The sequence below is a fragment of the Christensenella intestinihominis genome (assembly GCF_001678845.1).
GTDB classification, from domain to species: Bacteria; Bacillota; Clostridia; order Christensenellales; family Christensenellaceae; genus Christensenella; species Christensenella intestinihominis.
Genome location: NZ_MAIQ01000009.1, coordinates 96,339 through 119,338, shown reverse-complemented (window position 1 = coordinate 119,338; position 23,000 = coordinate 96,339). Strand labels below are relative to the sequence as shown.

Below are 23,000 nucleotides of genomic sequence, written 5' to 3'. Positions count from 1 at the left end.
GTAGCTAAAGCTTTCTTTTTCCCCCGGCACAGCCGGGGGATTTTTTCGCGCTTAAGCACACATTTAAAATGCCCGGTTCTTTCGAACCGGGCATTTTTTATGGGAACGCGGAGCCTTTAATAAAGCCCCGACGGTTTCTCGGAAAGGTTGATTACGATGTTTTTCATCTGGGTATAATGCTCCAGGATCACCTTGTGCGTTTCGCGTCCGATTCCCGATTCCTTATAGCCGCCAAACGGAGCCCCTGCCGGGAACGAATTATAAGTGTTGACCCACATCCGCCCCGTCTTTACGCCGCGCGCCACACGGATCGCCCGGTTGAGGTCCTTTGTCCACACGCCGCCGCCAAGGCCGTATGCGCTGTCGTTCGCAAGACCGACCACCTCGTCTTCCGTTTTGAATTTAATGACAACCGCAACAGGTCCAAAAATTTCTTCCTGCGCAACGCGCATATTGTTCTTCACATCCACGAGCAGGGTTGGACGCATAAAATAACCTTTATCGAGCCCGTTTTCGGTGAGGCGTACGCCTCCGCACGCGACCCTCGCGCCCTCCTGCTTTCCAATTTCGATATAATTCAGCACCTTTTTAAGCTGTCCTTCTGAAATCTGCGCGCCCATCTGGGTGTCTTCCTTCCAAGGCTCTCCCACCTTCACACGGTCAAAGCGCTCCACGGCATCCTCAATAAAACGGTCGTAGATGTCTTCCTGCACAAACACCCGCGAGCCCGCGCTGCACACCTGCCCCTGATTAAACAGGATACCCATCTGCAGGCCATCCATTGCCATTTCCCAATCGCAATCCGTGAAAAAGATATTGGCGGATTTTCCGCCCAGTTCAAGCGTCGCCGGGATAAGCTTTTCCGCCGCCGCTTCCGCGACAGAAATCCCGACCTCCGTCGAACCTGTAAACGCAAGCTTCGCCAATCCCTTATGCCGGAGGATATATTCGCCCGACTTCGAGCCCTTCCCCGTTACCACATTGAATACGCCGGGCGGCAGGATATCCTGCGTGAGCTTTGCCAGCTCCAGCACGGAAAGAGGCGTGCTGCTCGAGGGCTTAATAACGGTACAGCAGCCGGATGCAAGCACAGGCGCGAGCTTCCATGCCGCCATCAGGAAGGGAAAGTTCCACGGAACAATCTGGCCGACCACGCCAATGGGCTCGCGTAAAATGAGATTCAGCGTATTCTGGTCAAGCATCATCGCTTCGCCCTCTTCCGTACGTACCGCGCCTGCAAAATAACGGAAATGGTCCGCCGCAAGCGGCACGTCCGCATTCATGGTCTCGCGGATTGGCTTGCCGTTATCCAGCATTTCAATCTGCGCAAGACGCTCCCGGTTTTCATCGATAACCTCCGCGACCCGGAACAGTATTTTCTGCCGTTCCTCCGGGCTTACGTCCTTCCATGTTTCCCATGCGCGCCATGCTGCGGCTACCGCATCATCAACATCCTGTTTGGTCGCTTCCGCGCATGTCGCCAACTTTTCCCCGTTGGCCGGGCAAAACGTGTCGAAGGTTCCGCCGTCGCTTGCCTGCGTCCACCTTCCATCAATAAATAATCCATATCTTTCATCTGCAACCTGCTTCATTTTATTCGCTTCCTTTCCAGGGGTTTTGGGACACTTGGGATATTTAACATATACCTGCTTCATTCTTAAACCGCGAAAGGAAAAGAAACATTAAAAAAGCGCGGAAACCGCGCTTTTTTGTGATTTGCTTTTATCAGCCGCCCATCACCATGACCATAACCGCCTTTTGTGCATGCAGGCGGTTTTCCGCCTCGTCGAAAATCTCCTGCGCATGCGCCTCGAAAACCTCGGCAGTAATTTCTTCCCCGCGATGCGCGGGCAGGCAATGCTGCACCATCGCATCCGGCTTCGCAACCGCCATGACGTCCTGGTTGATCTGGATTCCCTGGAATGCTTTCTGCCGCTCTTTTACCTGGGCTTCGTGCCCCATGGACGCCCATACGTCCGTAAACAGTACATCCGCATCCTTCGCCGCGGCATAGATATCCCCCGAGATTGAGAACCTCGGATTGCCTTTCGCAAATTCCATGACGGACGGATCGGGCCAATAGTTTTCCGGAATTGCACACGCAACCTCCATCCCGACCGTAAGCCCGCCCACAATCAGCGAATTTGCCATGTTGTTTCCATCGCCGATATAGGCCATCTTAAGCCCGTCGAAGCTCTTTTTGTATTCACGGATTGTCAGCAAATCTGCCAGCACCTGGCACGGATGCGCATAATCCGTAAGGCCGTTGATAACCGGGATACTGCCGTATTTTGCAAGGTCCTCCACCTCCTGCTGCGCGTAGGTGCGGATCATAATTCCGTCAAGGTAGCGCGACAGTACGCGTGCCGTATCTTCAACCGGCTCTCCCCTTCCAATCTGAAGGTCGTTCGAGGACAGGAACAGCGGATATCCGCCAAGCTGGTACATTCCCACTTCAAAGGAAACCCGCGTCCGCGTCGAGGATTTCTGGAAAATCATTCCCAGGGTTTTCCCTGCAAGAAGCGGGTGCTTAATTCCCTGCTTATTTTCCGCTTTCAGTTTGTCCGCCAGGTCTAATATTTCATTGATCTGGTCTTTATCAAGGTCGCTCATTTTGAGTAAATGCTTCATAATTTTCCCTCATTTCCAATTCGATGGCATAATTATACATCAAAATGAATATTTATGCAAATTATTTTTTACCGTTCCGCCTGCTGCTCGCAATAAGCGCAGCGGTAGATACCACGCTCCGCATCCGTAAGGTTGAACACATGCGGGAGCTCCTGTTCCACCGATGTGATGCACCGCGGATTCTTGCACTTCACGATATTCACGACACGTTTTGGAAGCGTGAGGTTCATTTTTTCAATAATCTTCCCCCCGTCAATGATGTTCACCGTGATATTCGGATCGATGAAGCCAAGCATTTCAAGGTCCGTTTCGATTTCGTTTTCAATTTTGATGATATCCTTTTTGCCCATACGGTTGCTTTTAACATTTTTGATGATCGCAACCGCGCAATCGAGCTTATCAAGTCCCAGATAATTATAGATGCTCATGGCTTTCCCGGCCTTGATGTGGTCGATCACCACGCCTCTTTCCACACTGTCAATACTTAACATTACGCATTTACCCCCAGCATTGTCATGATAAGAGCCATTCTGACATATTTCCCGAACAGGGCCTGTTTGAAATAGACCGCGCGCGGGTCCTTGTCCACTTCCACGGAAATTTCATTTACCCTCGGCAGCGGATGCATGACGATCATGTCGTCTTTTGCGAGCTTCATTTTTTCCGCATCGAGGATATAGCTGTCGCGCAGGCGGATATAATCTTCCTCGTTGAAGAAGCGTTCCCGCTGGACGCGCGTCATATAGAGGATATCCAGGTCGGAAATAATTTCTTCCAGCCGTTCGTACTGCACATAGGTGACGTTTTCGTTATTTTTGAGCACATCCTCCTTGACGTAGCGCGGCACCTTCAGTTCCTTGGGCGAGATGAACACAAACTTAATATTTGAATACCGGGAGAGCGCCCGGATCAGCGAATGCACCGTGCGGCCGAATTTAAGGTCCCCGCACATGCCGATCGTCAGGTGATCGAGCCGCCCTTTGAGGGAGCGGATCGTGAGCAGGTCGGTAAGCGTCTGCGTCGGATGCTGGTGGCCGCCGTCGCCCGCGTTGATAATCGGGATATCGACGTTTTGTGAAGCGACCGTCGCGGCGCCTTCCTTGGGATGGCGCATCGCAATAATGTCGGCATAGCATTCAACCGTGCGCACCGTATCCGCAACGCTTTCACCCTTGGAAGCCGAGCTGTTGTCCGCCCCTGCAAAACCGATCACATCTCCGCCAAGCTCGTGCATTGCCGCTTCGAAACTCAGGCGTGTACGGGTTGAAGGCTCAAAAAAAAGTGTAGCCAGCTTTTTATGCCTGCACACTTCCTGATACCTTTCCGGGTTTGCAATAATGTTGTCCGCAAGGTCGAGAAGCTCGTCGATCTCGCCGACCGATATGTCCATTGGGTCCAGTAAATGTTTCATCAGGTTCCTCCTGTTTTGTCGATTTCATACATAATCCGCACACGCGGCTTCCCCCCCGAAGGTACAAAAAAATGTCTCCCCTGTGACAGAAAGACATTGCGATTGCACGAAAAAATAAATGTGTAAAACCTTATCAGCCTCTCTGTACCAATTTAAAGGTTCTTTTATGTATCCTCAATTATTCTACTACACAAGAAAGCGAATGGCAAGAGGAGAATTTTCATGTTTCCATATGGAAAAAAGCGTCCATTATTAAACCAGAACGATTGATTTCGGGAAAGGAAGTGAAACAAATGTCACACAGTATGGCGGCAAAATTTATCGCACTCTCGGCAGTTATTATCGTAGGCCTCGCAATGATCTTTGTGACGCTCCCGAATACTCCGCTTCCCGTACGAAACCTGGCGGAAAGCCTTACGGCGTCAACAGAGACCCAAGCCGAAACGGTATCAGCCTCAATTAACTGATTTTTCTCCTTTCAAATGATAAAAGGGCACGGATTTATTCCGTGTCCTCTTTGCTTTTCCCGCCCTTCAGCACCACGCTGCGGTATGGGTAAGGAATCTCTATCCCGTGACGGTCAAACTCTTTTTTGACCGAATAGCGCAAATCGGACAGGATCGGGAAGCTGGAAGAGGTATCCGGCGTCCATACAAACGCCCGCAGCTGGATTGCCGACTCCCCGAGATTCTGTACGCGCACCGTGACCGCCGGAACCCCGTTTTTCTTTTCTTTCTCCGTGCGCACGTCGAGCGTTCCTGCGTGGGCCTTAACAATATCCGAAAGAAGCTTCATTGCAAGGTCGATATCGCTGTCATAGGAAATTCCCACATCAAGGAAGCTGCATACGTTTGACTGTTCCACAATATGAGACGCGCGGATCATATCTTTGTCAATGATGCTGTTCGGGATTACAATGCTCTTGTTCGAGGCATCGAGAATTGTCGTATGGCGCAGGCCGATGTCCTTTACCACACCCATGACCGGCGGTGTAACATTCAGGATTTCAATGAACTCTCCCACCTCAAACGGTTTTGCCGCGCTGATCGATATGCCGCTGAACACATTCCCAAGCGTCTGCTGCGCCGCAAGGCCAATCACGATCCCGGCGATTCCCGAGCTTGCAAGAAGGCCGGCCCCGAGGTTGCCCAGCGGCTTAATCGTCGCGAGCACGCATAAAACCGCAATGATAATAATCGCCACATAAATCAGCCGGTAAAAAATCCGCGCGTTGCCCGTCAGCTTTCGCGCGAGGAAATGCTGGATCAATTTAATGATGATAAAAGCAATCACGGCCACAATCGCCGCATAAATAACGGTGTTCAAAAGCCCGCCGAGGGCAAAGGTCTCTTTCTCCCATGTGGTGTATGAGTCCACGGCGTTTTGCGCGATATCGGTTACCGTTTGATCCGCCAGAAGGCCGATCCCTTTATCTGTTTGTATCATTTTACACTTCCCAAGCTAATATTTTGAACGACATATTAATACCCCAAAAATCCTTTTTCATTACATCATCGGCGCAAACACGCGCAGAATCGCCTGCATGAGGCGTATATACCACGGCCGCCGGTGCACCTCTTCATAGGATACTTCCCGGCATACCTCGAGCGTTTCCAGATAATCCTCTTTCAGCTGCCCGATGGTCTTCGTTCCATAGAGCCACACACCGCATTCATAATGCAGGAACAGGCTGCGGTAATCGAGGTTAATTGTGCCGATAATCCCGAATTCATCGTCGCATACAAAGGTTTTTGTATGGATAAAGCCCGGCGTATATTCATAAATCCTGACGCCCGCCTTCAAAAGCTCCTCGTAATGCGCCCTCGTAAGCAGGAATACCATCTTTTTATCCGGAATATGGGGCGTGGTAATACGTACGTCCACCCCGCTTTTCGCCGCGTTTTCAAGGGCGGTCATGAATTCATTGTCCAGGATCAGGTAGGGCGTATTGATATAAAGATACCGCTTTGCCCTGCCGAGCATATTCATGTAGGTATTTTCACTGACGTATTCGTCGTCCATCGGATCATCCGTAAACGGCTGGACATATCCGTCCGACTCGATTCCCTCGAGCTCCTGCGGCTTTGGCCGGAACACGGAATAGTCGCCGTCCTCCTGCATCATAAAATTCCATGCCTGCAGGAACATCACGGCAAAGGCCCATGCGCCCGCGCCCCTGAGCATCACCGCGCCGTCCTTCCAGTGGCCGAAACGCTCGATTGCATTGATATATTCGTCGGCAAGGTTCGCCCCGCTGCAAAACGCCGTATGCCCGTCTATTACAGTGACCTTTCGATGGTTTCGGTTATTGAAAATCGAGGAAAGCTCGGGCCGGAGCGGGTTAAACGTCGTGGCCTTAATTCCCATTTCACGCAGCCGCTTGAAATAGCGGAACGGAAGCGTGCGCGCACAGCCCATGTCGTCGTACATAAAGCGCACGTCCACTCCTTCGGCCGCCTTGCGCTGCAAAATTTCCAGCACGCTGTCCCACATGACGCCTTTTTCCACAATAAAATACTCCATGAAAATATAGCGCTCCGCCTTTTCAAGCTCTGTTTTCAGCCGCTCGAAAAAGGCTTCCCCGCTGGAAAAATATTCCGATTCCGTTTTATCATAAACGGGAAACATGCTTGCCCGGCGTATATAGTCCGTCTGGCGCAGCGCATCAAGGTTTTTCTCTTCAAGCTCGTGCGTCACGCGGCGGTCCTGCCCCAGGAGCGGCATTGATTTTTTGATCTCCGCCTCCGCTTTCCGTCGCAGCCTCCTTGTCAGCTGGCGCTGGCTGAAAAAGATATACATCAACACGCCGAACACGGGCAGCACCAGGATCACAATGATCCAGGCGAGCTTGTAAGACGGGTTTTGCCGCTTATTTACAATGTAAAGCGTCATCACAAGACCTGCCACCCAGAAAATTGTCCGGATAACCTGTGACTGGTCGTCAAAATACAAAAAAAGGCTGATGATAATCCATGCCTGGATGCCGATCAAGGCAAATACGATAAACATCCGGCTGATGAAGAAACTGAAAAATTTTTTCATATAATACTCCCGCGGGTTTGCCCCAGCTATCATTTTACGTTAAAACAAATTTTTACGCAATAAACAAAAAACGCGCACAAAGGAGCGGTGAAGTAAAAAAACATAGTGTAGTGAATCGGTATAGCATAAGAAGTCTATGCCGATTTTCTTTTTGCCTGCTCGATTGCTTTGTCAAAATCAAATGGCCCGATGAAGTTATATACAATGTGGATTTCCCGTGTATCAGACGTCCTGTCACACGCGGAAATATAAATCTTATGGATAAATTCCCGCAGTATCGTTGCGTCCACCTGCTTCAAATCGGTATATTTCTTTACCATAGCAATAAAGTTCTTGACATTGACCTTTTGCTTTTCTCCCTGCTGTATGTCCTTACGAAGCGTTTCTGATTGCATTTTCAGTTCTTCCTGTTCGCGCTCATATTCACGGGACAGCTTCAGGAACCGCTCGTCCGTCAGTTTTCCCATAACATTATCTTCATACAGCCTGCGGAAGATCGTGTCCAGCTCAGCCCTCCGCTTTTCCGCCTGCTCAAGCATATCCTGTTTTTTCGCCAACATATGGCTTTGCTCCCTTGTTTCCAGCTCCGCCGCTTCCCGGATAAAATCATTTTCATACCGGGAAACATATTGTATCGCTTCCCGCAGATTCCTCAAAACGATTTCTTCCAATATTACGTGGCGGATCGTGTGCGTGGAACACAGCGCTCGATCTTTGCGGTATGTGGAGCAGAGATAATATTCCTGCCGTTTTTCAAAATGATTTGCGCGGCAAAGGTACATCCTGCCCCCGCAGTCCATACAGTAGAGCAGCCCGGAGAACATCCCCATTTCTCCCATCCGCGTAGGCCGTTTGCGTTCCTTGCGGATATTCTGCACGGCCATAAACACGCTTTCCTCAATGATCGGCTCCTGTGTGTTTTCAAACACCGCCCACTCGCTCGGATCAGTCCACAGCTTTTTTTTGCTCTTGTAAGACTTTTTGCAGGTCTTGAAATTCACCGTATGCCCCAGATATTCGATCCGGGATAACATTCTGGAAACTGCTTCGTTATTCCAGCGGTATACATCCTGCGGCGGCTTTGTAGTCGGTTTTTTGCCTTTGGACACAGCGTAAGCCGCAGGACATAGGACACGGTTTTCATGCAGCCACTTAGCGATCTGCGTCGGGCCTAATCCACCGATACAGAGGGAAAAAACCTTCTGTACCACGGCGGCGGCTTCCTCGTCAATGATCCACTTCTTTTCATCCTCCGGGCTTTTCCTGTATCCATAGGGCGGGTTTGTGCAAAGGTGTTCGCCTGCATTCCCTTTGGATTTCCACGTTGCCCGTATTTTCTTTGACGTGTCCCTTGCGTACATCTCATTGAATATGTTGCGTATGGCGGTAAATTCGTTGTCGCCCCGTGTGCTGTCCACTCCGTCGTTGACAGCGATAAAATGTACGCCTAACTCTTGAAACAGGACGTCCGTATACATTCCCACTTGCAGATAATCCCTCCCAAACCGGGACATATCTTTAACGATTACGCGAACGATCCTGCCCGCCTTGATATCCGCAAGCATTTTCTGAAAGCCCGGACGGTTGAAATTCGTCCCGGTATACCCGTCGTCCTCATAATGCCGGATATTCGTGTAGCCGTGGTCGCGGCAATAACGCTCCAATATCTTTTTCTGGTTGCTGATACTGTTGCTTTCGCCTTCCGTGCCGTCATCCTGCGACAGGCGCGCATACAACGCGGTCAGCCCGGTGTATTCCACAGGCTGCCCTGCGGGTTCCTGTGCGAACAGTTCTAAAATACTTTCGCGTGCTTCTGCGGAAAGCGGACTTGCTTCACCAATTCTTTGAAAGGACGTTACGGGGGTTGTCATTTCAAGCCGCCCCCTTCCATCATGCAGGACAGCAAGAGAAAGGAATCTACCGTTATGTTTTCGTCAATCACGGTAATATCCACATCATATTTTCCCGCCAAATGGAAGAATTCCATCATGCCTGATATATTCCGCGCAATTCGGGCTGTGTCCGTTACGACGATCCTGCTAATCTTTCTGTCCCGTATACCGGCTATCATTCCGGACATTGCCGGGCGGTCAAGCGTTATGCCGCTTACCCTAGTGTCCACATAAAGGAGATAGCTTTTGAGCCTGCTTTCTCTTGCATAGCAAAGAAGTTTTTGCATTTGATTGTCAAGGTGCGGTTCTATACTTTGGTGCGCTGTACGGTAGTATAACGCTATCGTTTTGTCCGTATTTTGTTTCATGATCTGCCTCCAATTCCGGCAGCCGGACAAACGGGAACCATATATACAGAACTTATACATATATTATATGACATATCCCGCCTGCCGTCCATGATGCCGTAACTTCCTCAAAAAGGTTACGCCTGCTTTGCTTTCTGCATTTCGCCCCTGATCAGGCGGCGTACTTTTTTGACCGCATCCTCGGCAGATCCTGACTTGACGGAAGCCTTTACGATATATGTCGTACCTCCGATATTGTATTTACGTACTACTGTATTCTCATTTTGGTTTTTCATAAGCGAAAATTCCTTTCCTGTTTCACGATCCACATAAAAGGAAAGGACAGCGTATACCGTCCGTTTCGCTTTGTTTTGCACTCCGGGCCAAGTTGGCCCGAAGCTCCTTAAAAAAGTCCCTCTATATATCAGGACATTTTTTGAGGATTTCGGTCCCCTGATGGCTAAAATTTTTTCAAAAATTTTCCCATCGCCCGTAATCCATAGCGGATAGACTTGCGCAGATTGCGTTCTCCGATGCCTTCCATCCGGGCAAGCTCCCGAATGCTGACGCCGATTATATAATGGGCTTCAATCCTCCTTGACTGAATCTCCGGCAGGGCGTTCAGCGCACGACAGAGGTTACAAAACATCTCCTTAAATTCCAAGACTTCATGCGGAGATTTGGCCGCAAATGCTACCCGCATTTCAATTCCATCATCAGCGTCGAGGGAATACTGTGCCTTATAGCGACGGATGCGCCGTTCGCTGGATTCTTCATGCCGCTTACAGATCAACATTTCCTCCGCGATCTCGTCCGGCACTTCCACATATTCATCGTGCGTATACCACGGATAAAAATCTTTCAAGTTGATTCTCATCATTATATTTACCTCCATTCGATTTCGAGCTTAAATTGTGAAATCATATATCGAATGGGATAGGGTGGAGATCGACAATGAGATTGTATGTATATTACCTCGGGCCAAGTTGGCCCGAGGTCCCATGATATGGAAACTTGATGCAGCCCTTCAAAAACTTTTCCGTAAAATCTTTTAGATGTCAAAAAAACGCAATAACCGGTCTTAGATCAAGACCTGTTTTGCGCCTTTCCGATTAGCATTTAGCTTTACTTGTGTAATGTATGTCAAGGGCGGGTGATAACTCTTAAATGGATAAAGCATGGAATATAATAGACGGCGTAAGCAATGCGCCAAACGGCAATTGCCCCGCCAATCACACCTCCAATAATGATATTTAACGCAAACACTCCTACTGTGCCACCGATTCCATAACCGTGTGGCACAAACCACACAAACATCTTTTGTAAACCAAATGGAATCCCCAATATAATCCATGCAAGCAGATAATTTATTTTGTCGTTCTGTACAAACAATGGCTTACACAGAAAATACAACAGAGCAAGGATAAGAAGAGGAAATATTGAATTCTCAAATAATGTAAAAAATCCGGGTCTTGCAATCTTCGCCATTACAACTCCCTCCTATCAGGAATTGATTTCAATTATGGAAACGTTTCATTCATTCCTCTTGAAACACCGCCTTTCTAGCTCATCAATATTACTTTCTATGTAAAATTCTTTCTTAATAAGGCTGACCTCATAGACCAATGGATTCAGTTTTTCCCAATCATATAATTCTTTGCTCAGCTTTTTCCAGCGTTCGTAAGCATCACAAAAGCCCTTATGCACGACTTCTTCTGCCTCTTTACGCACAGCCAATGCCTCTGCAAGATTCTCATAGTTTCCTAAATAGTACTTCTTCCTCTTGAACCCTATATGTACTTGGTAACGTCCGTGTCGTGTTATTGTGATGCCACGATATCCGCTTTTGCTGTCAGATCGTGTATTTTTCCGGAATTTCAACAACTCATAACTTGTCCCGTCTATGAAGCTTACCAGCCTACCCATTTCTTTATTGATCTCAGCTTTCCTACAGCCACAGCTTACAGTATTGCCTGAAACCAGAGAATCCTCTGTCACGAGGCACTTTTTTCCGCAATCACAGATACATTTCCACTTGACCGATCCTTTCTTATCTCTGTGTTTAGTCGCTTCTAAAGCCAGAAGTCGTCCAAATTTATGTCCAGATATGTCTTTGTATTTTTTATCGTTCAATCCACGGATACATCCGCAGCTTTTTTGTCCTGCTTTTAAATCGCGTGCGGTATATATTTTTTCTCTGCCGCAGTCACACCGGCACAGCCAACATACCTTTCCATTTTTGTTTTCCGCGCGCGTTAGAACCGTCAATTTTCCAAACCGTCTGCCTTTCAAATTCTCTGCACGCTGGCCATTTTTCGCCGTTTTCTTCGGAATACATCCGCAGTTTGTAACCGTGCCTCTCGACAGCCACTTGGTATTGACGATGGTTTCGTTACCGCAGTCGCAACGGCACAACCATTTAGCATAGCCCTTTGTCCCGTCTTCAACACGGTGCAGGGCAGTCAGTTTTCCAAATCTCTGTCCTGCGATTTTAAGATATCTACCCATTGTTCAATCCGTTTTGTTTACTGCAATTCACCGTTGCTCAAAGCCGACTGGTTGATTGGATAATGTTCATGCTCATGCCCCTTCCGCTGTCCAGCCGCTAATCATAAAGACGCTTTAGCCGTGGCGCGGTCTCTTTCAGACACGTAAGGAGATCAGGACAAAACGAGCCGCAATCTCCAGCGTTGATCATATTGATCGTATCCTGATATGGCAAAGCGTTTCTGTAAACACGTTTGCTCATCAGCGCATCGTAAACATCCGCCAACGCGGTTATGTGCGCCCAAAAAGGAATACTATCCCGTATGAGCCCAAAGGAATACCCCTCTCCGTTCCACCGTTCGTGGTGATACAGACAAATCTCCCTGCAAAACCTGTACATTTCCTCATCCTGCAGCACCTCTATATACCGCAGCTGTTCAAGCAGCTTTGCTCCTTTTTCACAATGTGTTTGCATGATTGCACGCTCTTCCGGCGTCAATTTCTCAGGCTTATGCAGAATACTATCCGGCATAGAAATCTTTCCAATGTCGTGAAGCATGGACGCCCTCGTAATTTTTACAATCTGTGCGCTGGATATCCTCGCTGCCCACGCGCAATGTCGTTTTGCCGATCCCAATAAGAGGTTCACTATGTCAGATATTCTGCGCAGATGCCCTCCTGTTTCCAAATCTCGGAATTCCATCATATCGCACAGGCATTGGAGCTGGCGTTCATACAGCCCTTGCAGTTTATCCATATTGGTAGTTTGCATCACTGCTCCCCCCCTGCCAACTATCTGAAGGTATCGCTTTACGGCGTCAGAGAAATATATGCTTATTGCTCGTTATACAGATACGGCCTTCTGGCCAGATTGAAGCCAACCGCATCCGTTACCACCACGCCGTTTTTCGAGGAAGAACAGTGGATGACCTCTTTCGGCGTACCGTCGCTGTTCACAGATAAAACAATCCCCACATGATTTGTCCCTTGGGCTGACGGAGTTTTGTAAAACAACAGATCTCCCGGCTGCACCTTGTTCCATGCAATGGCTTTTGAATTCAAATACTGGTTTGCCGTGCCATTGCCAACGTAGGGCAACGTGGATTTATCTCCCGCCGCGTTGATGAACGCCCACGAAACGAATCCCGAACAGTCCATCCCCATCGGACGCGCCGTGCCATAAGTTGAACTACCTATGTCGGTTACCCTCCGCATTTCGCCCCAACGGTCATCCCAGCCAACATAGTAACTTTTACCGCCCCAGAAATACTCGACTTTTCCTTCAAGGGCCAGCGCAGCCGTGAGTACCGCTCTGCGTTCAGATGAGATGCCGGCAGGCAACCGTTCCTCTATTGCAGTAAATTCCTCATCCGTAAGAGCAGTGAGGATACTGCCTTCAAGAAGCTCATTTATTTTTGCCTTATTGCTTTCCGTTATGAGCGCCTGCGCCTGTTCCGCTTGTGTGCCGCTCATTTTGAGAACGTCCGTCGCTTCGGAAATACCAAGCCGCCGGACGCTTATGGTCTCGCCCTTGGTGTTGGAAACCCCCACCACCTGCGTCATGCTCCAATAAACGTTCCTCAATATCTCCGCATCTTCTTTCGTCTCTATCGTCAAGCCATAGGGAAAGTCCTCCGTCTGTCCGCTCAGTGCTGCATACGCCGCGAATACAGCGCAAAGATTCTTCGGATCTTCCCGTATCCTTCCGCTATTGGTAATTCCCACAACATCCATGACTTGCGCAATATGCCCCGCAAGGGCTATATCCAGCGTCTTGCACTCGGAAGCCGCAAGCAGATTTCCCTTAATATATTTTTGTCCGCTGCCCGCCCAGCCGGGAGGATATTCCCAATCGGTAGTATCGCCCTCCTCCGGATCCTCAATGGCAGGGTCTTCTTCCTCGATCGGATCAATCTCTACTGTGCGTACTTCTATCATAACATCCGCTTCCGGAACAAACTCCGCAAGCTGGCTGGCCGAATACGCTTCTGCGTCGATGATATATGCTTCGAGTTTGTACCCTTCAGGAAGCGACAGTAAAGGGATATTTTCTACGCCTATCGCTTCTCCTTTCGCTACTGTTGCTTCTGTGAAGGATAATTCGCCCTTATCGTCTGCGTGCAGAGAATAAACCAAAAGATATGTTTCTGTCTCGGGCGCTTCGCTCAGCGTTGGCTTCGGCGTTTGGCCCGGCGCAGGAAAAGCCTCAGAACTTTCGTGCGGCTCCGGCTGCTGTGGTATTTCCGTTTCAGGTTCCGGCAGTATTGTTGCTTCCAGCGTTTCGTTTTCTACGAATGCTTCTTTTGCTTCATAGAGTGGGCAGCCTTCCGCATGCGTATCCGCAGCGCAGCCGCAATGTGTCAGTTCATCAGGTTGTCCGTAAAGCGGACAACTCTCTTCGTGTTCTAATTGCCCACAGGTGCAGGCAGATAATGGACAGTTAGAGCCATGCACCGTTATCTTGCAGGTGCATTCCGGCTCCGCCGCGCCGACCACGACCAATGAAAGGAATACCCCCAACGCAAGAGCCGCGCATACCACCACGGATAACGTCCGTTTTCTTTTCATGTATTTGCCTCCTTCAGTTAGCCGATCCGTTCGGCATAGACTACATATCTCTGGTAATTATGCCGATAGGGATGGCAGGTAATCAGCGTCACCAAATCCCTACCCGGCTGTATCATGACTTCGCCCGTCTCGTCCGGGGCGATTACTTTCAGTTCACACACACGGTAGACAAGCGTTTCCCACGGATTGTGGATATATATCTCGTCCCCTATTCGCAGTTCCTCAATGTCGCGGAACATGGCTGCCCCATGATAGCCTCGGTGTCCCGCGATGACACAGTTCGTATTCTTGCCACCGATGGGCAAACTGGTTTCCGTCAAATGTACCGCGCCCAGTTTCATGTGCTTCTCAGTCGCGCCAAGATAAAGCGGCAACCTAACGTCCATACGGGGGATATGGATATATCCAATCATCTGATCGTCAAACCCCCATTGCGTCAGATCAAAGCTTTTCGACTGGTAGCTCCATGCATCCTTGAACTCCGCTTGTCCATTCCTGTACAGACTCTCATTGTACTTTTGCATTTCTCCATACAGCTCCGATAGATACGGCGCTTCTTCAGGCGTCTCATAGTTGATTGCTTCACCGGGCTGTGGCTCCTGCGATCCTGCCTGTTCCCACATTTCCTCCCGCCATTCATCAAACTGCATAGCGGATCGGTCCGCGTTTCTCGAGTAGAGCCATTGTTCTATATGGGGAAAAGAGATTACGCCAATCCCCAATACAATACACACTATCGATATGATGGTCACGATCCTGCGTCTTACCATTTTCCGATCTCCTGCCGCATACGCCTGATCCGTTCCTGTTTTTCCATCCTGCGCCGATGTATGTGCAGCGCGAAGATCACGACTGCGACCATCACGGCCGTAGCAATCACGGCCACGATCAGCACGATTCTGTCCTCATCTGTCCCCGAAGAAACCGGAGTGATCGCCTCTTTCTCTTCCGGGATATATTCTGTACGCACCCCGCGCACCAACAGCCGATGAGAATTGACGGCGTAGGGCGTACAGGTCAAAAGTGTACAGTAATCCATACCATCCACGCGCCGCAGATCATCCGTGTTTTCCGGCTCTATAACCTTTATCTGATCGACCCGGTACGCCAGCGTTTGGTTCAACACATGGACATAAAACAGGTCGTCTTTTCCCAGCTCAGTTAAATCCGTAAAAATCTTCGCGTGTGTCAGCCCGGTATGTCCGGTCAATACACTATGCGTTCCCTCTCCGCCTACGGGTATAGACGACCCCTCCAGATGTCCTACGCCTTTTTGCAGCACTTCGTCTGCCGTTCCGTGGTATATAGGTAAATTTACGGATATTTTCGGGATTTCCACATATCCCATTGTATCGTTCAGCTTCAAAACCTCGTTATAGTTATCCTGCATCGCCATTCCGGTGCCTTCCAGAAACGGATCGTGCACAGGCTGACCGGACAGACTCTCGTTGTATCTGACCGCTTCGTCCCATGCCGCTTGGATCGCTTGTTCATCCTCGTTTGCAACGGCTTCCTCATATGTTGCGATTGCATAAGAACCGTTTTTTTCAGACAGGTAATTGCTGATAGTCGGGTACGCCAGTACGCCCAAACCCGCCAGCATGATAAAGATAATAATAACGCTTCGTTTCATCCTGCCCTACTTTCCATTTATAATAGCAGGGGAGAGGAGCTTCCTCTCCCCTGCGCCTTACAATCTTCGGATCGTTTTCCCTTATTTTGCCGATTGTTTCTTCTTTTTCGAGGTGGCGATCAAAATAACGGCAATCCCTATGATCGCGATCCCGCCGACCGTAAACAGGATTGTCCCCATGCCGCCTGTCTTGGGCAATGTGAACTTGTTTGTATCCTTTACGGTTGAGGCGATCGTGTAGCTGTTCGTTTCCGTAGAGTTCGTCTCGGAAAATGTAACGGTAATGGGTGCGTCCAGTAAGTTGTAACCTGTGGGCGCCTTTGTTTCAACAATATAATACGATAAATATGTCTTGTTCTCTGTGCCGTCCGGTAAAAACGTTGAGGTGTAATCTTTGAGCCCGTCAAAGCTGGCAATACCGGTCGTCACTGCGCTCGTCGCAATCCACGGCTGTGCGGACGCATAGTCCGGGTCGCCCTGGTCTACGATGCCATTTGGCCTCGTCGGATGAGACGAAGGCAGTTTTTTCAAATACACTCCATTTTGCGCGTTAGCAAGGCTGGACGATATTTGGAACTCTGCTCCGGCCAGTTTCGCCGCTGTGGAAGCATCTTCCTTTGTAAGATCGACCGAAGCAGTGTGTACCTTCACGGGATCGCTTTCTTTGCTCTTATCCTCTCCGAATTTGTTGGTAAAATCTACCTGCGCCTTATTCTCCACCGTCTGGTTCGGCTTGGATAGAATTCCTTCGTTGACAACCGTATCAAATTTGATGGACAGGAACTTGTATCCATTGTCATGCAACAATTTTCGGCCGGTTGCGTTCATTGCGACTGTAAAGCTTCCGGACACTGTGTAATTGGAAGAGGGAATCAGAACGCCTACACCCGTTTTTGTGGTGAGCCCGTACACTTTAATGCTTGCCGCGTTCAGCGTCAGCGCGGAATCCAGCGTATCTGTCACGCTGTATTTGATTTTTGCGTCCTCTGTCGGAATCGTGGAATAGATTCCGGTTGGAATGGACGAAATAATCTCAAAACTCATTGTGCTGCCGATTGCAACCGACGTAGTGGTCGTAGGTTTCTTTTCAACCGAAATATCTTCATTTTTGGGGTAAACGTGTACGTTTTGAATCCAGCCTTCACCATTCGGGTTGGTCATGGGAACGGCAACCACAAACGGATCTGCCGGGGAAGCAACCAGCGCGCTGGTCTGCTCTACCACCAGATAATATCCTTGTGGCAGGTTGCTCGCTGTCGCTTCGCCCGCAGGGTTTTCAAGTGTACCGCCTGCCGTGGTAATACTGGGCGTTGCCGCAGCCGCAACAGTAAAGCTCGCGCCCGCACCGTCTGTCAACGTCGTTCCCGAAAGCGTGTAAGGGCCCTCCCCCGGAAGCGCGCCGGTAGCAGGGTTAGGCGTTATTTTATACAAATTAAACGTAATACCGTTCAACGGCTTGGCCGAGGCAGGTACCGCCGGGTTCGTGCCGGTTCCCGCCGGGTTGCCGTCGTTGGGCAGAGCGGCTTGCGACACGTCATCCATAATATACTTATGTATGGTCAGATTTCCCGTTGCCGGAGGCAACGCGGTGTTGTCCGCAAGCGCCACGGTCGAGAACATGGCTAGGATCATCAGCACCACGACCAGCATCACACCAATTTTTACAGATTTCTGTTTCATAAGTTCTCTCCTTATCTCAATGATTGTTATTTTTTATATCATCAGCGGCGCGCAACACGTCCGCTGTTGCAGCGTGTATTATTTCTTCTTTTTTCTTTTATTTATCACCAGAAGGGCAACCGCCACACCCACCAGTGCAATGCCGCCGATCGTAAAGAGGATCGTTCCCATACCCCCTGTTGCCGGGAAGGTCATTTTCGGGTAATTCGGCAGTTTAAGAATCGTTACCCCTCCCGATGTTTCGGTTGCAAAGGCCGGCGGCGTTTCGCCCCGCGCTTTGATCGTTACAGTTCCCGCTACCGCATCAACCTGTATCAGCCACTGGCCGGCAGGAAGCTGGCAGCCGGGCCTTGTGCTTGTCTCAGCTAGCATATAATCCCCGCTTGAAAGCTTTTCAAACAGCACTTTTCCATTCGCATCCGTTGTCGCAGTCAGGACGCTGCTTCCCTCCACGGCCCAGCAGTTCCCGGCTTCGTTGTTGGCAATCTCAGAGTGATTGTCCTCTCCTGGAATAGGGTGCCCTCCCGCGTCTATCTTGTGGTAGTGGTTGCAGGCGGCAGGATCCACCAGCCCGCCGCAGTACGCGTTGTGGGTATGGGTACAGCGATATAACTGGAAGGTCGCTTCTCCCTCGCCAAAGGCATTGCCGTCCTTATCTGTTTTGATAAATTCAAAATCCATTCCGCTCCGCACCCACAGGGTGATTTCCGTATTGAATTGTATGTCGTTGATATATGCCAAAGCTGCGGCAGGTATCCCTGTCGGATCGTTGGTTCCGCCCGTCGCCGATGTGGTTTCATCCGACGGCACGTTTGCAAGTTTGTTGAACCGCAGGTACAGCGCTCCATTCGCATCTTGCGCCACTGTATAGGTCACATTTACCGTTTCCTGCTTAATGACCTCACGGTTCGCCTGCTGCGCCGAATCGTACTCCTTATCGTAATAATAATATTTTACGGGAATGGTAAGGGTATCTCCCGCTTGCAGGTCGCCCGCGATCGTCGCCGTTCCCATGAGGGTTTTATTCGTGTCGTTGGCGTACAAGTCTACCTGCGTCTTTACGACCAGAATATCCCCGTTCAGTTTTTTCCACGCCGCCGCCACGTTTTTTGTATAGCCGATATCCAGTGTTTCAGCGTGCGTGGCTGTACCCGTGGTCAGCGTATATCCCGGCTGTCCCAACGCGTTGTCTATCCCCGTCCCGATATACAGGCTGCTGGCATTAACTGGGTCTGTTTTCAATCCCGCCTGCATGGACAACACATCCAGTTTCAGGTCATATTCGCCCGGCTCAATGGTGATGATCTTATAGTCCGTGGCATATCTGCCGTCCGAAAGCATCCAATAATATGCAACGATATATTTCCTTTGTATACTGGTGTCCGGGTAAAGCGGTAACTCGCCGTTCCAGCGCTGCTCGTCCAGCGTCAGCCCGTTGCCCGTGCCCACACCTGTTACTTTGACTGAAATATCCGGCACAAGCTTGTTTGTGCCTTCCACATACCCGTATTGATTGGCCGTATCCTGCACATAGCTTCCGTCTGCGTTCTGTTTTGCACGCCATACCTCCGTATACAGCCATGCATCCCGCGAAGCTGAAAAATTTGTTTCCATATGGGTTGTAGGTACAGCCCAAAACTTTTTACTGGCCGGATAGCCGCCCTGTTTGCTGGTCGACCAGATCTCACTGTCGTCCAAACCCACAACAAGGTTATCTGTAAGGGTATCCATCATAGTCAGTACAACGTCCGGGCGATGATCGTAGGTTTCGCCGTTATGCGACGTATGATTGGTGCCCGCTTCGATACCCATATACCCGATCAGCCGGATGGGGCGCGATCCTGTCTGCCCCCCGCTCGTTGCCGAAATGCGGTACCAATCCATCCCCGGATTCTCCGTTGTTCCTGTTTTTGCCGTGTTGTCGATCACCACCGTATTCGTGACCGGCGTTGTTCCCGACATACTGGGCGCGCCGCTGCCCACCATATGGGCGTAACTTGCATTTGGCGTTGCCGTAAACGGCGATGTGATCTCGCGCACCGTATCGTATGTATATTCATTTCCCTTGTGATCCGGCTTTCCCGTCGACGCCAGCGTCCGATCGTAACTCACCTTGTTCACTGTACGCACGCCGTTGTCATCCCAGTCATAACCTTCGCTCCAGGTGTTAAGCATGACCGTAGAAGTGGACGCAAGGGAACATGCCCGCACTAAATTGGCTTCTGCTGCGTTATACCAGTCGCCAGTTGCCGCCGATGCAAATTTGTTTAACTGTGGATAATGATTCGCGGTGTATACCCATTGGGTATTATCTGAAAAGCCCGTAAATCCCAGCGTCCCCGCGCCAGCCGCCGTAGGATCGTCCGTTAAACCGTTGATTCTCTGCCCTCCACTGGTTTGCGACGCTGTAGTAAGGACGCCAGTTACGCCGGGCCATGCATTTGTAACGCCTGTGGCAACTTCACGCATGGCCGTTGTCTGTTTATCGTAGTAACAATTCGTTGCCTGTAAGCCGTTTGCCCTTGGGATATATCCCGCAAATCCGCCTGTATAAAACGGAGCAGATGCGGCTTGGTTAATATCTGTGGTAAAGTTGCCCACTTCACCGGCCGCATAGCAATCACGTACTGTCACCGGGGTGTTGTAAGTGCCCCACTCTAATGTCGTTCCGACGAAACCGCCGAGACGTTTCGCCTCACTTCGCAATCCAACAAGCATCGTACTATAACAATTTGTAATGATAGACGGTCTATCCGAGATTGGTGCTGTGCCAAAAAAGCCATAGATATCGGCGAACCCTTCCATCTTTCCAGAAGCGTAACAGTTGTCGATAATAGATTCATAAGATACGCTTGCAAATGTTGCCAACTGAACGGTTCCATAGAATTCAATATTGCTTACAAAGCATTCCCGGGCCCCCAATCCGCCGACAATGCCTGCACAGGAAGCAAATCCACCCGAATGGCCTCCTGTTGAGCAGACGAGATTGTTGACTGAATACGAATTTTTTACGTTTGATACTGCGCCAAATATAGAGGTAACATGGTCATATGCATAAATATATGACTCCGCCGTAACACAATTTGTGAACACCCATTCATTAGTTGCAGATGGCTGAACGTTATATGGAAAGACCTGTAATGTTCCATAAAGCAGACCTGTATATGTTCTCAACATTTTCCCTGAGGTCATTCTTGTATTTTTAAAAATAGAGCAAGAACTCGTTATGTCCGCAGTATTTATGATTTTGGGTGAATGAAAAGTACAATAATTATATTGGCTGACTGCATTGGGGTCACTGGGAGTCGCGTAAATAAACCCGGAACGATTCCCATTTGCCGTATTTGTAGAGCCGAGATTGAAAAAACCCACATTGCTTCCATTCAAAATCAATGCCTTGTTGCCTGTATTTATCTGCCCCCAGTTATACATATTCCCATTAAAATTTAGAGCTTTTTGGACCTTTATTGTTTGCCCTGAGGTAAAATTAAGCAACGCATAACGAAGTTGTTGAACAGAATACACATACCATATTCCGGACGTCGGCGACGGAATACAGTTTGGATTGCTAGCGGGAGTAATCGTTGCCGTTGGCGAAACTGAGGCAACGGTTCCATCCCAATTCCAATAAGCAGTCACGCTCGTCTCCGCTTGTGTTTTCCACGCAAATTTATTAAACGCTTTGTTAATCCAGAGCGTATTAACATAATCTTTCCAGCTTCCAGGAATTGTCATTGTAGACACGGTTGAGGTATAATCCATATTTCCGCTTGTCGGGGTTGCGGCTATCATGGCGTTATCTCCCGCAACATCGTTCGCGCCCCCGCCATTAATGGATAATAGTTCCATTTTGGCATCATAGCTGTTCCCGAATTTTTCACTACCTTCCACGATCTCAATTTTCCCAAGGGCAGGGTAAAGGACACCCGCTTCTACTTTGACCTGCTCTGCCGCAGCTCTGCTATCCGCCGATTCATCAGAGGGGAAACCATTTTCTGCTGCAGGAGACCCTGCCTCGCTTGATTTTCTATCAAGCGTATCGACATCAGTCTCATTTTCATAGGTGGTGACATTTTCTCCGTCAAGGGAAGAGGTCAATTCGGTCGGCTCACTGTTTGTCGTTTCTGCTGCTTCGGTTGCCTCCTGTGCCGCAACGATCCTTTCCGCATCATCTTTTCCCATTACAGATTTTTCACCTGTAGATAATTTAATAATCTCCACTGTGTCCCTTCCGTAAAGGGGACAGTCAGGGTTTGAGGGATCGTGAATATGGGTAAATCCGCCGGGAACCAATTCGGTATGTGTCCCTGTTACGTCTCCACTGCAGCAATCAATATCCTCCACTTCCATTTCCACCATCTCCCGACACATGCATTCGACGGGGGAATAGTGGACGCAATCCTCCTGATGTGCCCATGGAAAATTATCTGCGTCGATCGCTTCTCCATCGAGGCCACAGTGACAGTCATGATAGACCAGCCCGTTCTCCGCCTCTTCCGGTTTTTGTATTGGCTCCTCCGGCAGAGTATCTTCTGCATTCGTGTTATCGTGGTCATCGCGCTTGTGATCGTGGCCGCCGTTGTTTCCATATTGTTCTCCTACTGTAATTTTTGCAAACGGGCGGGCCTTACCATAAACATAACCGGAAAAAGAGGCGGTAAAAGTATACTCGCCCTCGCTATCCTTATCATAGTCTCCACCCTCCCATGTCACAGGAATATCCAATATTGCACCAGTGATGCTCCCCGCTTCATCACAGGCAAACCACATATTTTCGCTCCCGTCGATAGAACCATATACGCGATATGCCACTTCGCCCACTTTTTCGGGTTCGTCCTGGTCGGCATAATAAATAGAATAAATAGCTTTTTCACCCGCAGCATATATTTCCGCCACGTTCTTGGGAGCGACATAACCATAGTAGTAATAATCATAGTGCTCATATCCGTCGCTCATGTCCGCTTCTGGTTCTGCCTGCAAAAAAGCGCTTGTATCCACATCCTGTGGTAAAGAAACGACCGCACGCAGCGTTTCCGGCAGCTTTAAATCTTCCTTTGCCGTTCCTACTTCCACAACCTCGGTATACACAGGGTCATATCGCTCAAACCGCTCGATGTTTGTCGGCCATTCAATAGCTGCAATCGCCGGAACGATCAGCCCCGCAAGCATTAGCGCAGCCACAACTACCGACAATATTTTAATAGATATTTTTTTGCGGCCTGTTTCCATTCCCATTTCTCCTTTACCGTTTCTTTCTCAATACCACTTCGAGTCAAGTTGGCCCGAAGACATCATATATATCAAGCAAA

Annotated in this window: 19 protein-coding genes; 1 reads left to right on the top strand and 18 read right to left on the bottom strand. The window is 49.4% G+C overall.

What is annotated here, in order from left to right; all coding sequences use genetic code 11:
* Nucleotides 1–116: 116 nt before the first annotated feature.
* From BBD38_RS11915 to pyrB, 4 genes are all read right to left on the bottom strand, one after another.
* Complete coding sequence (locus tag BBD38_RS11915; RefSeq protein WP_066688502.1) at nt 117–1,592, bottom strand: aldehyde dehydrogenase family protein; 1,476 nt, start codon at nt 1,590–1,592, stop codon at nt 117–119.
* A 133-nt stretch (nt 1,593–1,725) separates the two neighbouring features.
* The gene (gene argF / locus BBD38_RS11910; protein WP_066688501.1) at nt 1,726–2,631 is read right to left on the bottom strand and encodes an ornithine carbamoyltransferase; all 906 of its coding nucleotides are present in this window, start codon (nt 2,629–2,631) and stop codon (nt 1,726–1,728) included.
* 68 nt (nt 2,632–2,699) lie between these two features.
* The gene (locus BBD38_RS11905; protein ID WP_066688499.1) at nt 2,700–3,122 is read right to left on the bottom strand and encodes an aspartate carbamoyltransferase regulatory subunit; all 423 of its coding nucleotides are present in this window, start codon (nt 3,120–3,122) and stop codon (nt 2,700–2,702) included.
* Nucleotides 3,122–4,042: an aspartate carbamoyltransferase gene (gene pyrB / locus BBD38_RS11900; protein ID WP_066688497.1), complete on the bottom strand. Its 921-nt coding sequence runs from the start codon at nt 4,040–4,042 to the stop codon at nt 3,122–3,124. Before pyrB ends, BBD38_RS11905 begins: the two co-directional genes overlap by 1 nt.
* Before the next feature lie 305 nt (nt 4,043–4,347).
* On the opposite strand from pyrB, the gene BBD38_RS14580 reads away from it, so the two are divergent.
* Entirely contained in the window at nt 4,348–4,509 is a 162-nt protein-coding gene (locus BBD38_RS14580) for a hypothetical protein (RefSeq protein ID WP_172807834.1), read from the top strand.
* 34 nt (nt 4,510–4,543) lie between these two features.
* Here the strand turns inward: BBD38_RS14580 and BBD38_RS11895 are convergent, their stop codons facing one another.
* The 14 genes from BBD38_RS11895 to BBD38_RS11830 all read right to left on the bottom strand — a co-directional run bounded on the left by BBD38_RS11895 (nt 4,544) and on the right by BBD38_RS11830 (nt 22,920).
* Nucleotides 4,544–5,488 carry a mechanosensitive ion channel family protein gene (locus BBD38_RS11895; protein ID WP_082989651.1) on the bottom strand — a complete coding sequence of 315 codons (945 nt, stop codon included), beginning with the start codon at nt 5,486–5,488 and terminating at the stop codon, nt 4,544–4,546.
* Between the two features lie 60 nt (nt 5,489–5,548).
* Nucleotides 5,549–7,084 carry a cardiolipin synthase gene (cls, locus tag BBD38_RS11890; protein ID WP_066688495.1) on the bottom strand — a complete coding sequence of 512 codons (1,536 nt, stop codon included), beginning with the start codon at nt 7,082–7,084 and terminating at the stop codon, nt 5,549–5,551.
* A gap of 134 nt (nt 7,085–7,218) precedes the next feature.
* Nucleotides 7,219–8,955, bottom strand: a complete 1,737-nt coding sequence (locus BBD38_RS11885; RefSeq protein ID WP_082989650.1) for a recombinase family protein — start codon at nt 8,953–8,955, stop codon at nt 7,219–7,221.
* Entirely contained in the window at nt 8,952–9,344 is a 393-nt protein-coding gene (locus BBD38_RS11880; protein WP_066688493.1) for a recombinase family protein, read from the bottom strand. The genes BBD38_RS11885 and BBD38_RS11880 overlap by 4 nt, the downstream gene beginning before the upstream one ends.
* A 116-nt stretch (nt 9,345–9,460) precedes the next feature.
* Nucleotides 9,461–9,652: a transposon-encoded TnpW family protein gene (locus BBD38_RS11875; RefSeq protein WP_235829133.1), complete on the bottom strand. Its 192-nt coding sequence runs from the start codon at nt 9,650–9,652 to the stop codon at nt 9,461–9,463.
* 131 nt (nt 9,653–9,783) lie between these two features.
* Complete coding sequence (locus tag BBD38_RS11870; protein WP_066688489.1) at nt 9,784–10,203, bottom strand: RNA polymerase sigma factor; 420 nt, start codon at nt 10,201–10,203, stop codon at nt 9,784–9,786.
* Nucleotides 10,204–10,466: 263 nt separating this feature from the next.
* The gene (locus BBD38_RS11865) at nt 10,467–10,811 is read right to left on the bottom strand and encodes a DUF6050 family protein (protein WP_066688487.1); all 345 of its coding nucleotides are present in this window, start codon (nt 10,809–10,811) and stop codon (nt 10,467–10,469) included.
* Nucleotides 10,812–10,856: 45 nt separating this feature from the next.
* Nucleotides 10,857–11,831: a transcriptional regulator gene (locus BBD38_RS14575; RefSeq protein ID WP_147568160.1), complete on the bottom strand. Its 975-nt coding sequence runs from the start codon at nt 11,829–11,831 to the stop codon at nt 10,857–10,859.
* Between the two features lie 97 nt (nt 11,832–11,928).
* Complete coding sequence (locus BBD38_RS11855) at nt 11,929–12,582, bottom strand: HD-GYP domain-containing protein (RefSeq protein ID WP_066688485.1); 654 nt, start codon at nt 12,580–12,582, stop codon at nt 11,929–11,931.
* A gap of 62 nt (nt 12,583–12,644) precedes the next feature.
* Complete coding sequence (locus BBD38_RS11850) at nt 12,645–14,378, bottom strand: C40 family peptidase (protein ID WP_066688480.1); 1,734 nt, start codon at nt 14,376–14,378, stop codon at nt 12,645–12,647.
* Nucleotides 14,379–14,395: 17 nt separating this feature from the next.
* Entirely contained in the window at nt 14,396–15,148 is a 753-nt protein-coding gene (locus BBD38_RS11845; protein ID WP_066688478.1) for a class C sortase, read from the bottom strand.
* Nucleotides 15,142–16,011, bottom strand: a complete 870-nt coding sequence (locus tag BBD38_RS11840) for a class C sortase (protein ID WP_066688476.1) — start codon at nt 16,009–16,011, stop codon at nt 15,142–15,144. Before BBD38_RS11840 ends, BBD38_RS11845 begins: the two co-directional genes overlap by 7 nt.
* Before the next feature lie 81 nt (nt 16,012–16,092).
* A complete protein-coding gene (locus BBD38_RS11835) occupies nt 16,093–17,691 on the bottom strand; it encodes a SpaH/EbpB family LPXTG-anchored major pilin (RefSeq protein WP_066688473.1) in 1,599 nt (532 codons plus the stop codon).
* A gap of 78 nt (nt 17,692–17,769) precedes the next feature.
* Entirely contained in the window at nt 17,770–22,920 is a 5,151-nt protein-coding gene (locus BBD38_RS11830) for a SpaA isopeptide-forming pilin-related protein (RefSeq protein ID WP_066688471.1), read from the bottom strand.
* Nucleotides 22,921–23,000: the final 80 nt, after the last annotated feature.

What these genes read in the sequence shown, in the direction of transcription:
- BBD38_RS11850 (WP_066688480.1), bottom strand. Translation starts at nt 14,378, where the DNA reads ATGAAAAGAAAACGGACGTTATCCGTGGTGGTATGCGCGGCTCTTGCG.
- cls (WP_066688495.1), bottom strand. Translation starts at nt 7,084, where the DNA reads ATGAAAAAATTTTTCAGTTTCTTCATCAGCCGGATGTTTATCGTATTT.
- BBD38_RS11835 (WP_066688473.1), bottom strand. Translation starts at nt 17,691, where the DNA reads ATGAAACAGAAATCTGTAAAAATTGGTGTGATGCTGGTCGTGGTGCTG.
- BBD38_RS11845 (WP_066688478.1), bottom strand. Translation starts at nt 15,148, where the DNA reads ATGGTAAGACGCAGGATCGTGACCATCATATCGATAGTGTGTATTGTA.
- BBD38_RS11915 (WP_066688502.1), bottom strand. Translation starts at nt 1,592, where the DNA reads ATGAAGCAGGTTGCAGATGAAAGATATGGATTATTTATTGATGGAAGG.
- BBD38_RS11865 (WP_066688487.1), bottom strand. Translation starts at nt 10,811, where the DNA reads ATGGCGAAGATTGCAAGACCCGGATTTTTTACATTATTTGAGAATTCA.
- BBD38_RS11870 (WP_066688489.1), bottom strand. Translation starts at nt 10,203, where the DNA reads ATGATGAGAATCAACTTGAAAGATTTTTATCCGTGGTATACGCACGAT.
- BBD38_RS11855 (WP_066688485.1), bottom strand. Translation starts at nt 12,582, where the DNA reads ATGCAAACTACCAATATGGATAAACTGCAAGGGCTGTATGAACGCCAG.
- BBD38_RS11840 (WP_066688476.1), bottom strand. Translation starts at nt 16,011, where the DNA reads ATGAAACGAAGCGTTATTATTATCTTTATCATGCTGGCGGGTTTGGGC.
- argF (WP_066688501.1), bottom strand. Translation starts at nt 2,631, where the DNA reads ATGAAGCATTTACTCAAAATGAGCGACCTTGATAAAGACCAGATCAAT.
- BBD38_RS11885 (WP_082989650.1), bottom strand. Translation starts at nt 8,955, where the DNA reads ATGACAACCCCCGTAACGTCCTTTCAAAGAATTGGTGAAGCAAGTCCG.
- BBD38_RS11905 (WP_066688499.1), bottom strand. Translation starts at nt 3,122, where the DNA reads ATGTTAAGTATTGACAGTGTGGAAAGAGGCGTGGTGATCGACCACATC.
- BBD38_RS11830 (WP_066688471.1), bottom strand. Translation starts at nt 22,920, where the DNA reads ATGGAAACAGGCCGCAAAAAAATATCTATTAAAATATTGTCGGTAGTT.
- pyrB (WP_066688497.1), bottom strand. Translation starts at nt 4,042, where the DNA reads ATGAAACATTTACTGGACCCAATGGACATATCGGTCGGCGAGATCGAC.
- BBD38_RS11880 (WP_066688493.1), bottom strand. Translation starts at nt 9,344, where the DNA reads ATGAAACAAAATACGGACAAAACGATAGCGTTATACTACCGTACAGCG.
- BBD38_RS11895 (WP_082989651.1), bottom strand. Translation starts at nt 5,488, where the DNA reads ATGATACAAACAGATAAAGGGATCGGCCTTCTGGCGGATCAAACGGTA.
- BBD38_RS14580 (WP_172807834.1), top strand. Translation starts at nt 4,348, where the DNA reads ATGGCGGCAAAATTTATCGCACTCTCGGCAGTTATTATCGTAGGCCTC.
- BBD38_RS14575 (WP_147568160.1), bottom strand. Translation starts at nt 11,831, where the DNA reads ATGGGTAGATATCTTAAAATCGCAGGACAGAGATTTGGAAAACTGACT.